General features: G+C 61.7%; 11 protein-coding genes. All 11 read right to left on the bottom strand.

Going from position 1 to position 14,052, the window contains the following annotated elements; all coding sequences use genetic code 11:
* Nucleotides 1–7: 7 nt before the first annotated feature.
* Entirely contained in the window at nucleotides 8–1,579 is a 1,572-nt protein-coding gene (locus VGD45_RS27565) for a long-chain-fatty-acid--CoA ligase (protein WP_331158608.1), read from the bottom strand.
* Nucleotides 1,580–1,651: 72 nt separating this feature from the next.
* On the bottom strand, nucleotides 1,652–2,482 hold the full coding sequence (locus VGD45_RS27570) for an MOSC domain-containing protein (protein WP_331158609.1): 831 nt from the start codon (nucleotides 2,480–2,482) through the stop codon (nucleotides 1,652–1,654).
* 8 nt (nucleotides 2,483–2,490) lie between these two features.
* Nucleotides 2,491–3,780, bottom strand: a complete 1,290-nt coding sequence (locus tag VGD45_RS27575; protein WP_331158610.1) for an MFS transporter — start codon at nucleotides 3,778–3,780, stop codon at nucleotides 2,491–2,493.
* 4 nt (nucleotides 3,781–3,784) lie between these two features.
* The gene (locus tag VGD45_RS27580; RefSeq protein ID WP_331158611.1) at nucleotides 3,785–5,887 is read right to left on the bottom strand and encodes a PQQ-binding-like beta-propeller repeat protein; all 2,103 of its coding nucleotides are present in this window, start codon (nucleotides 5,885–5,887) and stop codon (nucleotides 3,785–3,787) included.
* A gap of 64 nt (nucleotides 5,888–5,951) precedes the next feature.
* Entirely contained in the window at nucleotides 5,952–6,749 is a 798-nt protein-coding gene (locus tag VGD45_RS27585) for an enoyl-CoA hydratase-related protein (protein ID WP_331158612.1), read from the bottom strand.
* 25 nt (nucleotides 6,750–6,774) lie between these two features.
* Entirely contained in the window at nucleotides 6,775–7,935 is a 1,161-nt protein-coding gene (locus tag VGD45_RS27590; RefSeq protein ID WP_331158613.1) for an acyl-CoA dehydrogenase family protein, read from the bottom strand.
* 5 nt (nucleotides 7,936–7,940) lie between these two features.
* Complete coding sequence (locus VGD45_RS27595) at nucleotides 7,941–9,131, bottom strand: lipid-transfer protein (RefSeq protein WP_331158614.1); 1,191 nt, start codon at nucleotides 9,129–9,131, stop codon at nucleotides 7,941–7,943.
* Nucleotides 9,132–9,145: 14 nt separating this feature from the next.
* Nucleotides 9,146–10,744 carry an AMP-binding protein gene (locus VGD45_RS27600; protein WP_331158615.1) on the bottom strand — a complete coding sequence of 533 codons (1,599 nt, stop codon included), beginning with the start codon at nucleotides 10,742–10,744 and terminating at the stop codon, nucleotides 9,146–9,148.
* The gene (locus tag VGD45_RS27605; RefSeq protein ID WP_331158616.1) at nucleotides 10,717–12,489 is read right to left on the bottom strand and encodes a CocE/NonD family hydrolase; all 1,773 of its coding nucleotides are present in this window, start codon (nucleotides 12,487–12,489) and stop codon (nucleotides 10,717–10,719) included. The genes VGD45_RS27600 and VGD45_RS27605 overlap by 28 nt, the downstream gene beginning before the upstream one ends.
* A 32-nt stretch (nucleotides 12,490–12,521) precedes the next feature.
* Nucleotides 12,522–13,328 carry a 4-hydroxy-tetrahydrodipicolinate reductase gene (dapB, locus tag VGD45_RS27610; protein WP_331158617.1) on the bottom strand — a complete coding sequence of 269 codons (807 nt, stop codon included), beginning with the start codon at nucleotides 13,326–13,328 and terminating at the stop codon, nucleotides 12,522–12,524.
* On the bottom strand, nucleotides 13,328–14,041 hold the full coding sequence (locus VGD45_RS27615) for a pyridoxamine 5'-phosphate oxidase family protein (RefSeq protein ID WP_331158618.1): 714 nt from the start codon (nucleotides 14,039–14,041) through the stop codon (nucleotides 13,328–13,330). The genes dapB and VGD45_RS27615 overlap by 1 nt, the downstream gene beginning before the upstream one ends.
* Nucleotides 14,042–14,052 lie beyond the last annotated feature (11 nt).

Raw genomic sequence — 14,052 nt, forward strand, 5'->3', positions numbered from 1 at the left:
AAGCTCTTCACTGCCTCGCAATGCCGCTGCGTCCGCCGCGCAAGATGAACTTCTGAATCTTCCCTGTTGCGGTCTTCGGCAGTTCGGTGACGAACTCGAACTTCTGTGGCGTCTTGAAGTGGGCGAGCTGATCGCGGCAGAACTGACGCAGCTCTGTCTCGTTCACATCGATGCCGGGACGCAGGACGATGAAAGCGTGTGGAGCTTCGCCCCACTTTTCATGGGGCATGCCCACCACCGCCGCCTCGAGCACGGCCGGATGCCGCAACAGCGCACCTTCGATTTCAATCGAAGAGATGTTCTCTCCCCCGCTGATGATCACGTCTTTGTAGCGGTCGCGGATCTCTACATAGCCGTCGGGATGCATCACAGCGGCATCCCCTGTCTGAAACCATCCATCGCGAATTGCCGCGGCCGTGGCCTCGGGATCGTCGTAGTAGCCCGCCATGATCACATTGCCCCGAGCAATGATCTCGCCCACTGTCGAGCCATCGCTCGGAACGTCCCGACCCGACGGGTCGACCACGCGCAACTCGCCGGACGTAATCAGTTCGACGCCTTGACGAGCTTTCAGATTGGCGCGAGCGGCCATTGGGGCTTCCGCGTCCTCCGGCCTTGCCTCGCAGATCGAGATGAACGGAGCAGTTTCCGTCAGCCCGTACACCTGAGTGATCTGCCAGCCCAGTTCAGTTTCGAAGCGCTCGATGGTGGCAGCTGCAGGGGGAGCACCCGCGGTCAGCACTCGCACGCCCTTTGGCAAAGCACGTCGTTGTTCATCAGGCCCGTTTGCTATCGTGATCAGAACGGTGGGCGCGGCGCACAGGGTGGTAACACCCTCTTCTACCACGTTCGCATATACGGATGCCGCATCGACCTTGCGCAGGCAGATATGTGTGCCCCCGACCGCAGTGACAGTCCAAACGAACGTCCAGCCATTCGCGTGAAACATCGGCAGCGTCCACAGATAGCGATCCGCCTGCGTCATGTGATGGTGTACCAGCGTGCCGACCGAGTTCATCCAGGCATTGCGATGAGTGATCATCACGCCCTTCGGGCGCGATGTCGTGCCACTGGTGTAGTTGATGGTCAGCAGGTCGTTCTCTTGAATGTCGGGGCGGATGAAGTCCGAAGTACTCTCCGCTAGCACCGCCTCATAGCTCAGCCAGCCGGCCCGCGCACCTTCCAAAGTAACAAACTGCTCCACTCCTGTGAGTTGCTCGCGAATACCGTCCACGGCATCGAGATAGTCGGGGTGCACGCAAACGACGCGCGAACCGCTGTGCCGGATCATGTATGCAAAGTCAGCGGCCGTGAGACGGTAGTTGATCGGCACGAGCACGCCACCCAACTGCGGGACGGCGTAGAACTGTTCGAGCATCGTGTGCGTATTCGGCGCGATCACGGCCACCCTGTCACCCTGCCGAACTCCACTCCTTTGCAGCGCGGCGGACCAGCAGTCACAGCGGCGGAAGAACTCCGCATAGGTGAAGCGACGTTCGCCATCCACAACCGCCTCGCGATGCGCATACAGCTTGCGAGCGCGGCGTGCAAATTCCAGCGGCGTGAGTGGGGTCTGCATGGCGTCATTACCTTCTTTGCCGACGATGCGCGTGCCAATCCTAGCGCTATTCGGTGCGCATGTGAGCGGGCATCACTTCCAGACCAGTACGACTTGTTGGTCCAGCGCCAGCCGGCCGCCCGCCCCTGCTGCAACCACAGCGTACTGGCCAAACATCGCGCCACGCAGCTCTTTGCTCCAACGGTAGGTCTTCAGAGTAGCCAGAGGTTCCGGCCCCTGCGCTTCGCCTGTTGCTTGGTTCGTGGTGGGGATGATGCAGCGGGTGCAAGGCCGCACCATTTGTAGCATCACATCGCCCACGATCAGCGAGTGAATTCGGTCCTCATCGTACGGCCGCAACCCGCGCAGCACGATGTTGGGCCGAAAGCGATTCATGGGCAGCGGCGTGCTCAACCTCGTGTTCAGATCGGCGAGCGAGGCTTCCGAGAGGATCAAGAACGGAAATGCATCGGAGAATTCGATGCCCGAGTCAATGCCACCTTTCCAGAACGACGGATGGATTGCACGCCGGGTGTCCGGATCGAAGCGTGCGAGCCTGACCGGCCTACCGAAATACTGCGTCAGCCAATCGGCTGCAACGTCGCCGCAGTCGAGGGCCGTGCAATAGTCCAGTATTACCGCAACGTCGATGAGTGTGCCGGGCGAGTCTCCCGCCACTTCGAGCGCCGGCATGCCGGGCGCGTTCAGAGCGAGCCCTCCTGCTGTAAGCGTCGGCGATATCAGGGCCATGCGGGGCAGCTCTCGCTGAGACAGATATCTGCCCTTGTCACTAACGATCAGCCAATGACGATCGCCATCGAAACCGGTCGTGCGAACCTCGCCGCTATCGAGCGAGATCCCCCGGCACGACTTCACTGGAAACAGATTGAGCTCGGCGATGGAAGCCGTCGTTGCCGTAGTCATTGGTGACATCATCGAACCGGCTGCTGCACCGGTTGCGGGGGAACGGGTTCAAAGTCGGGAGGCGCCTCGCGGTGCTGGACGCGATAGCGTATTTGGAGGGAGGGAATGATGGCAGTCAGCGAACAGGCCACCATCGAGTAGAGGACGATCTTGAAATTGCCGTCGGTGACTTTGAGCAAGTATCCGATTAACAGCGGCGAGAACAGACCCGCCGCCTGACCCGCCGTGTTGACGATGCCGAACGCGCCGCCGACCGCATGTTTCGGCACCAGAACCATTGGTAATGTCAGCACAGGCGTGATCGACAGGCCGCTGGCGAGAAACGCGGCCGCGAAGCAGGCCACCGCCCATTCCCCGGTCGACGCCGTGGCTGCAAGGTAAGTGAAGCCGGCCGTGAGCACGGCGCCGATCGAGATCAATATCCTGATGTTGTTGCGGAAGTATTTGTCACAAAGATAGCCGCCCAGGGCGAAGCCGACGACTCCGGAAAGATTGGTTGCGGCCGCAAGATAGCTCATCTTTTCGGCGCTGAAGCCCCGCGCCTGTAGCAGGTAGGTGGGCAGCCAGGTCAACATTCCCCAATTCGTCATTCCCAACATGAGAAAGCTCCCCGCGCACCACAACACCGACGGCGTGCGCAGGGATTGGAGCAGCGTTTCCTTGAGAGGCACTCGTTGAGATGAAACATCGCCGTCGTAGTCCGCAAGCTCCTGCCGCGTGACACGCCTGCTCTCGACTGGAGAATTCACCACGTAACGCCACACGACCAGCGCCAGTACAAATCCGGGCACCAACAGAGAAAAGAACACCGATCGCCATCCCCAGTTGACGATCAACGCCACGACGAAGATGGGCGCGACCGTTGCCCCCAAGGCTGTCGAGCCATTCATCAGTCCAGTCGCTCGGGACAGCTCGCGCGCGGGGAACCATTGCGCCACCGTCTTGGAGACGGCGGAAGCGAACGGCCCTTCCGCTATGCCGAACAGCACGCGAATGGCCAGCAACGCAAGCAGGCCCGATGCCATCCCCGTCAGCGCGGTCATAACCGACCATAGAGCAATGCTGGTCGTGAGGACTGCACGAGGGCCGAACCGGTCGGCCAGCAGTCCTCCCGGAATTTGCATCAGTGCGTAGCCCGCGAAGAACGCCCCGAGCACCTGCCCCATGGCCACGGGCGAGAGCTGCAGATCCGCCGCGATGAAAGGAATGGCGCTGGCCATCACCATTCGATCGACGTAACAGATCACGTACGAGACCAGGATGATCCCCAGGACCGAATAACGATGTTTCCAGCGCATCGGTCTACTCGGGCAAAGCGAACGCGACGATCTTCGACCCCGCCTCCGCACGCGGCGGCCTGCCGCCACCGGCGGCGATCACGACGAACTGTCGACCGTTCGCTCGATAAGTCGACGGAGTCGCATTGCCCGGCGCCGGCAGCACTGTTTCCCACAGCAGCTTGCCCGTTCGCTTGTCGTACGCGCGGAACTTCTTGTCGAACGATGTCGCGCCGATGAACAAGACGCCGCCCGCTGTGACGATCGCGCCTCCGTAATTGTCGCTGCCCGTGTCCTTCAATCCCTGGGCGGCCAGCTCCGGATATTCGCCGAACGGAATCTTCCACGCGTACTCACCCGTGTTCAGGTCGATGGCATTGAGAGTTCCCCAGGGCGGCGCAATCGCCGGGTATCCTTGCGGGTCGACGAACTTCGGCAACGTGTCCAGGAAATAGTCGGGGGCCTCGTTGCCGCTCGGCACCGGCACCTTGGCCGCTTGTTTCTGCTGCGCGTATGGATCGTTGCCGGTACGCAGGTACTCGACCAGCGGCCAGAGTTTCAGAATATCGGTCGCGAGCGCCGGGAATGCCGGCATGCGACCGCCTCCCGAAGCGATTTTCGCAGTGATCTGCTGGAAACTGAGACGATCGCCGATGCCGATCAGCGAGGGACTGTCGCCTACGCCGGCACGGTTCTCGCCGTGACAACCCGCGCAGTTGTCGCGATACAAACCGGTGGCGCTGCTGTCGCTACCGGGCGTGCGCTTCTTGAGCGTCAGAATCCAGGGATGCTCGTTGGCGTTGACGTACAGCAATCCTGTCTCGGGATCGTAGGCGGCCCCGCCCCAGTTGGCACCGCCCTCGAGGCCCGGCATCGTCACTGTCCCCTGCAGGCTCGGCGGATCCCAAAGCCCGCGGCTTCGCAAGGTCGCGAACTGGGCCGTCACGGCCGCAGTGGCCTCCGGAGTGCGCTTGGTGATCATGTCAGCAGTGAAATGCTGACGAATGAACGGCGCGGGCCGCTGCGGCTCGAGCTGCGTCTTCGCCATCACTTCGCCTGGCACATCGGAAGGCAGCGCCGGCTTCTCGACCAGTGGAAACAAAGATGTCCCAGTCACGCGGTCGAGCAGATATACGAAGCCGATCTTGCTGACCTGCGCGACCGCATCCACCGTCTTGCCATCGCGAACCACTGTGACCAAGGTCGGCGGCGCGGGCAGATCGTAGTCCCAGACATCATGACGGATGGTCTGGAAGTGCCAGAGTCGCCGGCCGGTGCTGGCATCGAGCGCGATCAGCGAAGTCGAGAACAGATTGTCGCCGAGATTTTTCGCGCCGTAGAATGCCCTGGGAAATCCGAGCGGCAGGAACACGATGCCCCGTGCCTCATCCAGAGTCATGCCCGCCCAGTTGTTCACGCCCCGCGTGGTTTTCCATGCGTCCTTCGGCCACGTGTCGTAGCCGAATTCGCCCGGCTGCGGGACAGTGTTGAACTTCCAACGCTCCTGGCCGCTGCGTACGTCGAAGGCGCGAACCACCTTGTCCACGCCTCCGACGACGATCGAGTCTTTATAGACGGCGCCTGGCGATGACACTCTGCCGCCGAGAGCCACCTTGCCTTCGGTCCCGAAGCTGGCGATGACGCGACCGGTGTTGGCGTCGACCGCGTAGAGATCGTTGGCGAAGGTAAAGAAGATGCGTTCCTCCTTGCCGTCGCGCCAATAGGAAACGCCGCGTCGCCAGCTGTGATAACCAGTGCCCGAGCCGATACCCGGGTCGAATGCCCAACGCTCGCGTCCCGTGGCACCATCGAGGCTGATCAAGCGCCCGTTCGGCGAGACCAGGAAAAGACGCCCCCCCACCACCAATGGATTGGACTCGAGCGTGGAGTTCGCGCCAAGTTTGTCCTTGGTATCGTAGACCCACGCGACCTGCAGCTTGCTCACATTGGAGCGATCGATGTCTTTGAGTTGCGAGTAATGAGTTCCCGCCGGATTGCCGTTGTAATAAGGCCAGTCGGAGCTGGCGGCATACGGGGTGGCTGGTGAGTCGCCGCTCGCTCCGGCGCTGAACGCGCAGACGCCTGCGGCCGCCAACAGGACGGTCGCGGTTCTTTTTAGCAAGAACATGGGTTTCTCCAGTATCGGACGTGATTCGCTGAAGCCAGTCGTCAGCGATCGATGGGCAAAACTGTTACGGCTCGAGGGTCCACGAGGGCTCGGCCGGCCGATAAGCCGCGGGGCGACTTTCCACGAAAGCTCGCAGGGCTTCCTTCGAGTCGGGATGACCGCTCATCTTCACGGTAAAGCGCTGCTCGAATTCATATCCGCTTTTCATATCCATGGTCTCGACGCAGTTCAGAACCCGCTTCGCGAGCCTGACTGCTGTCGGGCTGAAGGCGGCGATCTTTTGCGCATACGCCCGCGCCCGTGCGAACACTTCGTCGGCGGGACAAACAACGAGCGACGCGCCAGCATCGGCGAAGGCTCGCGCTGCCACGTGCTCACCGGTAAAGAACATACGGCGTACCAATGGCTGTGGCGCCATTCGGGCCAGGTGCCTGGCGCCGCCCATGACGCCAACGGTGAGCTCCGGCAGGCCAAAGCGTGCATCTTCGGCAGCGACGACGAAATCGCATGACGCAGCAAGACCTATGCCGGTGCCAAGCGCGACGCCGTGCACGGCGCCGACAACGGGGAGCGGACAAAATTGAATCGCGAAGAATGCCTCGCGCACGCGCCACATTCGTTCGGGGCCGTTCTCCGGCGTCATCGTGGCGAACTCGTCGAGGTCGTTGCCGGCACAGAAATGCTTGCCGGCGCCACGCAGTACGATGGCTCGCGCAGACGGCTCGAATCGATGCGGATCGCGGAAGAGATCCGCGACCTCGATATACATTTCTCGATCGAATGCGTTCACCGGCCCGCGCGCCAGTGTCACGGTCGCAATGCCCTCCTCACATTCGAGCCGCAGATTCTTGAAGCCAGCCATTGAGCGGGTCCCCCGTTGAGCCGAATTACGGCCGCGCCGCCGTAAGCTTGTAGATGTTGTTGCGCTGAATCGCTGACGATCCGCCGAGGATGGGCATCACCAAGGCGTCTCGAACGTAACGTTCGGCCGCGAAATCCTTGACATAGCCGTAGGCCCCCATGATCGTCTGGCATTCCAGAGCGATCGCCTTCGCGGTCTCCGTGGCAAAGAGCTTCGTCATCGAGCTCTCGATACTGCAGTTGCGCCGTTCATTGGCGAGCCAGGCAGCGTGATAAACAGTCAACCGCGCGGCGTGCAGCTGAGTTTTCATCTCGGCCAGCTTGTGCTGAATCGATTGGTAGCTCGCGATCGGCTTGCCGAACTGTTTTCGCTCCAGGCTGTAGGCCCAGGCGTCGTCGAGCGCAGCGCGGGCAATGCCAATCGCAATTGCCGCGCATTCGATCTTCTCGACTTCCAGCCCCGGTCCCACCAGCATCGGCCAGCCGCGATTCCAGGCTTGCTCGCCGCCGACGATATTGCTCGCCGGTATGCGCACGTCGGTGAAAGTCACATCGGTCGTCGCGGCGCCCTTCATGCCCATCGCGTCGATCGGCTCGATGATGACGCCGGGCGCCTTGGACGGGATCAACAAAAACGTGAGATTTCGGTGGCGCTCCGACTCCGGCCCGGTGCGCACCAGCGTGTAGATGAAATCGCAAATGTTCGCCCCGGAACAAAAGCGCTTCGCTCCATTGACGACGATGTGATCGCCGCGCCGCTCCGCCGTCGTCCGCACGCTGGCCAGATCGGCACCGGCGTCGGGCTCGGTCAACCCATAGGCAAACAGAATCTTGCCGGCCGCAAGCTGCGGCAGATACTCGCGCCTCTGCTCTTCAGTGCCGCATTCCTCGATGTTCATGCCGCCGTAGCAAGCACACATCATGTATGGGACGGAGACCGCCAGACTTCGCCGTGACAATTCCTCGAGAACGACCATTGTGGCAATGATGTCTCGACCGGCTCCCCCGTATTCCTCCGGGACGGTCAATCCCATCAAACCCAGGTCAGCCAGCTTGTCGAACACGTCGCGAGGGAAGTGATTCCGGCGGTCCCAGTCCTTGGCCAGCTCGCGCGGCATCTCCTTTTCCATGAACCGCCCCAGCAGTGATCGCAGCTCGGTGATCGTATCGCTCTCATCGAAATTCATGCCGGTCACACCTGCTCGTACAACGTCACCACGCACGCGCTGCCCGTTCCCAAGTTGTGCTGCAATCCATGTCGTACGCCTTCGACCTGGCGAGCTTCGGCCGTGCCTCGCAGTTGATGAGTGAGCTCGTAACACTGCGCCAGGCCCGTCGCGCCCAACGGATGCCCCTTGGATAACAGGCCGCCCGACGGATTCACGACGTGTCGCCCGCCGTAGGTGTTGTCTCCATCCGCAATGAGCTTCGCAGCCCCGCCCTCCGGGCACAGCCCGAGCGCCTCATAAGTCAGCACCTCGTTCTGGGCAAAGCAGTCGTGCAACTCGATCACTCGGATATCGTCCGGCCCGATTCCCGCAGCTTCGTAAACAGCGCGTGCTGCACGCGACGCCATTTCACTGCCGACCACATCGATCATGTCTCGGGACTCGAACGTCACAGGCGTGTCAGTGGTCATCGCCTGCGCCGCGATGCGCACCTTGGGGTCGAGCTTGTGTCGTTTAGCAAACTCTCGCGAGACCACCACTGCAGCAGCGGCGCCACAGCTGGGTGGGCAAGCCATGGGCCGAGTCATCACACCCGGCCACATTACTTGTGCATCGAGCACGTCCTGTGTCGTCATCACCTTGCGAAAAATCGCGAGCGGATTATTCGCGGCGTGACGGCTTGCCTTGGCTCGTACACGTGCGAAGTCCTCGAACGTGGTGCCGTACTTCTGCATATGGCTCAGACCCGCACCCGTGTAGTAACGCAATGCCGGCGGCAGATCGGCTTCGACCAACTCGGCGCAGACGGAATCGAAATCGGCGAGTGGATTGATGCGATCGGTGTACGTTGCACCGAGCGCCCCGGGATTCATCTGCTCGAAGCCAACGGCCAATGCACACTCCACAGCGCCGCTCTCCACCGCCTGTCGGGCGAGGAACAAGGCCGTCGAGCCGGAAGAACAGTTGTTGTTGACGTTGACGATGGGAATGCCGGTCATGCCGGCCTTGTAGATGACACGCTGCCCCGAGCAGCTGTCGCCAAAGACGAAGCTCGCATAGGCTTGTTCGATCTGCGGATAGCCGATGCCGGCATCCGTCAGCGCCCGCTGGATCGCTTGGTTTCCCATCTCGTCGTACGAGGCGCCGGTGCCTGGCTTGGTGAAAGGAATCATGCCGACGCCGGCGATGAGCACGTCACGAAGTGCGCGAGCCATATCGAACTCTCCTGTTACTGAATCTGTCGGCCATCCACCGGCCAGAAGCGTGCGCGCACAGCCTTGCGATCCACCTTTCCGACGGTGGTCAGCGGTATGCTGGCGATGAACTCGACGGCTTTTGGCGCCAGCGTCGAGCCCTTCGCGGCTTTTACCGACGTAATGATTTCTTCCGCGGTGACGAGCGCTCCATTGCGCAACACCACGACTGCAGTGACCGCCTCTCCCCATTTCGGATGCGGCGCGCCGACCACGCAGCACAGAGCGACCGCAGGATGCTCGGCGATGACCTCCTCGACCTCGCGGGGATAAACGTTGAAGCCGCCGCTGATGATCACGTCCTTCTTGCGATCGACGAGCGTCAGGAATCCGTTCGAGTCTTGCCGCGCCATATCGCCGGTGTGCAACCAACCATGTTGAAGCGCCGCGGCCGTCTCTTCCGGTCGCTTCCAATAACCTTCCATGACCAACGGTCCGCGCACGCAGATCTCGCCGACCTGTCCAGCTGGCACCGCTTGTCCGCAATCATCCAGCAGCGTGACCTGACTGCCGCACAAGGCAACACCACACGAGCTCAAACGATCCATCCGCTGTGGATCGTGGTCGCGTTTGAAGAGCATCGATACAGCCATCGGCGCCTCAGTCTGTCCGTACAGCTGCGCAAAGATGGGGCCGAAACGCAGGACAGCCTCTCGCAGGCGCTGCGGAGAAATCGGTGCAGAACCGTAGATGACGGTATCGAGAGTCCGGAGCGCGGCAGTGAGATCGCGGCTGTGGTCTAGCAACACGTAGATCAACGTCGGCACGAGGATGGTGGCAGTCACGGCACGCTTTTCGACCAACTCCGCAAATCCATCCGGCGTAAAGCCTGCGGTCAAACCGAACGATCCGCCGCGCAGCAGTACGGGAAGTAACAAAGGAAAGGCCGCGTGACTGATCGGAGTCACCGCCAGAAACCGAATCGGGTCACGCCATTCCCATTCAGCCATCGCGACCATCGCCGTGGTCACCAGCGAACGGTGGCGATGCACGACACCTTTGGGTCGGCCGGTCGTCCCGCCGGTATAGGCGATCACTCCAATGTCATCCGGCCGGGCGTCGCATGCGAGCGGGTCAGTCGTCGGCAACGTTCCAGCTCGAAGGGCGATCCCGAGCTTCGGGTCGTTGTGCGAAAAGATCCGCAGCTTCGGCGTAACGGTCGCGCGCAACGCGAGGACCACATCCGCGAAGTAGTCGTCGCCGACCACAAGGGCATCGATCTCAGCGTCCTGCAGAATGAAAGCGTGGTCCGCCGCGGTGGACATCCCGTTCAGCGGTGTGTAACGAAGGCCGACCAGGAACGCCGCTGCAATCGTGCATACCGCGTCGACTCGATTGCGGCTGAGCTGAGCAACAGCATCGCCGCGTTTCAAGCCGGCCGCTCGAAAGGCCGCTGCGAAAATCGCAACGCGCTCTGAGAAAGCCGCGAACGTCAGCTCTTCATCATCGTCCCACAGCGCGACCGCGTCCGGAGGGTTGCTCCGTAACGCGCGCGCGTACAGATCGCCCATCGTCGGAGTCATGTACAACATCAGAGCGCGCTCTTTCAGGTCGCTGGCATAGCGCGCCGACACGGCTGGAACTGCAGCGACCCGCAGTCCGGCGGCGCGCCCTGAGCCTTCTCTCCTGGAATAACGGGCACGAGCAACGTCGCTGGATACTTCGGCGAGTGAAAGACCTTGTTCACCGAAGGGAGCGCGACTGGCAAGCCGCCCATGACCGGCGTCGGTATCGGGCTCGGCGCCAGTATCGACAGCTCGAGTCGATGACCTTTGCGTACCACGTGTCCGATCGTCGTGATGGAGACCTCGACGTGGTACGTCTCTCCGGGTACCAGCTCCTCGATTTTCCGGAACGACTGCACGATCGCATCCGGCGTGGACTTCTCCCGGTCGACAGCCCGCATCGAAGCGCGCAGGAACGCTCGCTGCAGGTACAGCGTGTTGCCCTGGGGATCGATATCCTTCAGCGTGAACATGAAGTCCGTGTCCTTCTGTTCGCTGCTGAAAGAAAAGGCCAGCTTGGGTTGTCCGAGAATGGTCATGTCCTCGTCCATCGGCTCGGTGCGGTAGCTCAATGAGCCCAGCTGGTAAGGCGCCAGGGCAAACTGCTCGTTGTTACCGACGAGCTCCGTGCCGGTCGGATAGAGATACTGGCGCACGCCCTCGTCGTTACTTGCAGGCGGGCTGTCCGCGCTCAACTTGCCATCCGCCGTCAAATGGAACGTCGTCCACCGGGTCTGCGGCGCGGGCCAGGCGGCGTACGTCGTCTTCCACCCCGGGGTTGCCTTTGTGCCATCGAGGACGGGCGCGTTACGGACCTCCCAGAAAACAGTCACCGGCGGCTCCTTGTCGACGCCGTTCTCGATGCCTTTCACCCAGCGATCCAACCAGCGCATCCCGTACTCATGATCCATTCGGTAGCCGCGCTTCTCGAGCGATCCGACGCCGTGCCCGCCGTTCTGCAAGACGATCTTCTTATGCTGTGTCTTGAGCTTGGCGAACAGCGGCGTGGCCGCGTTGAGGTTCCATTCATCGTGCCAGCCCATCTGAATCATGGTCGGGACCTGGATGCGATCGGCATGCGCAGCGAGGCTGCGCTCCTCCCACCAGTCGTCGAACAACGGATGTTGCCTGGCATCCGAGTAGGCGGTCAGGGGCTTGCGCTTCGCGAGCAGCGCTTCGCACGCCGAATCTCCGGAGGAGAGACGAGACTCCAATCCGGTCCTTGCTTCATTGCCTTGAATCGAAAGAGTCCACGCCGCAAGGCCGCCGAGATGGGTCATTCCGCCGGGGTGGTAGCAGTCGTGATAGTCGCTCATCGCGATACCGCTCGCGACGATCGCCTTGAGATGCGGTGGATGGTTGGCCGCAACCGCAAATTGAGATCCGCCGACGTACGAATTGCCGATCATGCCGACGTTGCCGCTGCTCCACTTCTGCTTGGCAATCCACTCGACGACGGTCGCGCCGTCACGTCCTATCGTGTGCGCACGGACTCCGCCAGCTTCGGTGTCGATTCCTTCGGAGCACCCGGTTCCCCGCATATTTGCACCGACGTACGCGTAACCGGCTTCCAGAAAACGTTTTGCCTGGACAAACGGAGTGCCGCCGCTCGAATACGGTCCGTAATGAAACACCGCCGGGAAGCGGCCCGCTCTCTTCGGCAGCCACACTGCATACGCAAGCTTCACCCCGTCGTGCATCGGGATATAACCGAATTCGCGATAGGCGTCGCCTTCGGCGATCTCGGCGGCGACGGCGGCCACGGGAGTGGCGATGACAAACAGCGCAGCGGCAAGAGCCATGTAACGGGACATGGGGTTCCTCGAGGTGATTGTTTGAAACGAGATCAGGACAGCTGCAGATCCAGCACGGACTCGAGTCCCTGATGCAGCCCGACCAATGTCGGCGCCTTGCGGATCGCGAGCAGGGTGCCGTCGATATAGGGTTCGGCGTGACTGCCGACTTCGTGCTTGATGGTCAGGCGCTCTTGCGAGCGACCGAACAGGACCTCAAAACCGAACACCAACCCTGGAAGTCGCACCGCGTGAACCTGCGTGCCTTCGACCGTCGCGCCCCGAGATCGACAGTCACCGACGAATGCATTCGGCGCGATCGTCTGTTGCGGCGGGCCTTGCTGTGCGAGCCTGTGTGCAAGCTCGCGCGCCGTGCCGCTCACCGCGTCCATCTTGTCGTCGTGGGCGTACTCGACGATCTCCCAGCTCTTGATGTAGCGTGCCGCGGCAGTCGCAAAGACCTGAGCAAGCACGGCGGTAAGCGCGAAATTTCCATGCAATAGTCCCACACGACGCGATCGAGCCTCGGCGTCGAGCTGTGCGAACTGCTCCGCCGTGATTCCTGAGCTGCCGATGACGACGTGCTTGCCCACGCTCACCGCAGTCTGCGCATTTCCCAGTGCGGCAACCGCCGAGGTGTAATCCACGAGGACGTCGAACGAGTCCTTGGCGATGGCTTCGCCAACGGTGGATCGAATCTCGACAGCAGAGTCACATCCGAGCACCGCACCGACAGTGCGACCCGCAGTGCTTCGCGCCACGGCGGAGGTGAGATCCAGATCCGCCTGCGCCAGGATCGCGGCAGTGAGTAGCCTTCCCACATCGCCAGTGACACCGGCAACACAGACGCTGATCGGCATCAGTAGTCCTTCCGCGCCGCGCGCCTGATCTTCAACAATGTCTCATCGAGCCGCGCGCCATCGCGGTACTGCTCGACATCTGGCCCCCGCGGCACCCTCGGATCCAGAAACTCGCAGGGCACCGGCTTGCCGACGCGCGTCTCGATGGGAATTTCGCCTGCCCACACCGGCTGATTGCGATGCATGCTCGTCTCATGCGAGGCCGGGTACGAACGAATCTTCGCCACCGCTTGATCGATGGGCATCTTCAGGAAGCTCGCTTGTTTCAGTTCCAACGGCGTCGCCGGTACCACGAGCTCGTTGCGACCGGGCAGGAAGTTCTCGAGCAGTTGCTGCGACTCGAACAACTTCTCCTCGGGATCCTCGATGAGCGTCGCCCGGCCGAACAGCATGGCCGATCGATAATTGACCGCGTGATGGAATGCGCCTCGCGTCAGCACCAGGCTGTCCAGGAACGTGACCGTCAGGCAAACGTCGATGCCTTTGCTCTGTGCCTGCAACATCCGGCTGCCGGCCGAGCCATGCCAGATCACGTTGTTGTCACGACGCCAGAACAGTGTCGGCGTGCAAAACGGCTGGCCATCGACGACATACGCAATGTGACACACCAGCGCCGAATCCAGCATGGCGTGCACGGTTTCCACGTCGTACTTCGCACGCTCGCGCATGCGCTTGGCTTTGTTTCTATCGGTGATCGGGTATTGTTGTTCCATGGACGGCTCGG

The organism is Steroidobacter sp. (assembly GCF_036402275.1).
GTDB lineage: Bacteria > Pseudomonadota > Gammaproteobacteria > Steroidobacterales > Steroidobacteraceae > Steroidobacter.